Raw genomic sequence first — 1,177 nt, 5'->3', positions numbered from 1 at the left:
CTAGTGTCTCGTGATTCCGTTTATGTCACTTTGAGTTGTTCCTGACGAGCTTCTTCATGTTGGTCTGGACGAGGCGGACCTTCGCAAGGACCTCGCCGGCAGTCGCGGTCCATGTGAAGGGTTTCGCGTTCTCGTTCCAGGAGTCGATGTAGTCGCGGATCTGCTTGATCAGGACATTGACGCTGGAGAAGGTGCCGCGGCGGATCGACTGCCGGGTCAGGATCCCGAACCAGATCTCGACCTGGTTCAGCCACGACGAGCCGACGGGGGTGAAGTGGAAATGGACGTGCGGGTTCTTCGACAGCCACGCCTTCACCTCCGGCGTGGTGTGCGTGGAGAGGTTGTCCAGGACGACATGGATGTCCTTCCCGGCGTGCGGTTTGACGGCCTTCTTCAGGAAGGCCAGGAAGTTCACGGCGTTCCTGTTCGGCCTGCACTCGCCGAGCACTTCACCTGTGGTCACATTCAGGGACGCGAACAGGTTCGTAGTGCCGTGCCGGACATAGTCGTGGGTGCGTTTCTCGGTGGCCGCGAAGGTGACCGGCAGGAGGGGCTGGGTCCGGTCCAGCGCCTGGATCTGCGTCTTCTCGTCGATGGACAGCACCACCGCACCGCCCGGCGGGGCCAGGTAGAGACCGATCACGTCGGCGACCTTGTCCGCGAACGCCGGGTCCTTCGAAATCTTGAAGGTGCCGCTGCGGTGCGGCTTGAGATTCTCCTCGCGCCAGATCCTCGCGACGTAGTGCCAGGACACCGAGATGCCCTCGCGTCGTTTCAGGTGATCGGCCAGGGTCCGCGTGGACCAGTGCGAAAGACCCGAATCAGCCGGAGGTGACATCTTCGTCAGCGCGATCACCCGTCCCCGGGTCTGTGGCGGCACCTGATCGCGCGGTCCTCCACGGCGCTTCTCCTCCAGGCCGGCCAGCCCGCGCGCGGCATAGCGGGCCTTGCAGCGATCGACGGTCACCGGCACCACTCCGGCGAGTTCGGCAATGTCCTTGCGGCGCCGCCCCTCGGCGGACCACAACACAATCCGGGCCCGCAGGGCCACATCAGCAGACACGTGACGCAAGCTCGCCAACTCCCGCAAATCATCCATCTGTTCAGCGGAGAGATCCATGCCAGAGCAACGAGCCCATCGACGACAGGTAACTCAAACGGAATCACGAGACACTAG

1 protein-coding gene is annotated in these 1,177 nt (G+C 63.2%); it reads right to left on the bottom strand.

What is annotated here, in order from left to right:
* Nucleotides 1–25 precede the first annotated feature (25 nt).
* Nucleotides 26–1,120: an IS630 family transposase gene (locus tag ACGFYH_RS37385; RefSeq protein WP_393807627.1), complete on the bottom strand. Its 1,095-nt coding sequence runs from the start codon at nucleotides 1,118–1,120 to the stop codon at nucleotides 26–28.
* Between the last annotated feature and the right edge of the window lie 57 nt (nucleotides 1,121–1,177).

The organism is Streptomyces sp. NPDC048392 (assembly GCF_043200575.1).
Lineage (GTDB): Bacteria > Actinomycetota > Actinomycetes > Streptomycetales > Streptomycetaceae > Streptomyces.
The sequence above is the reverse complement of the archived record's forward strand: the minus strand, read 5'-3'. Positions and strand labels throughout refer to the sequence as shown.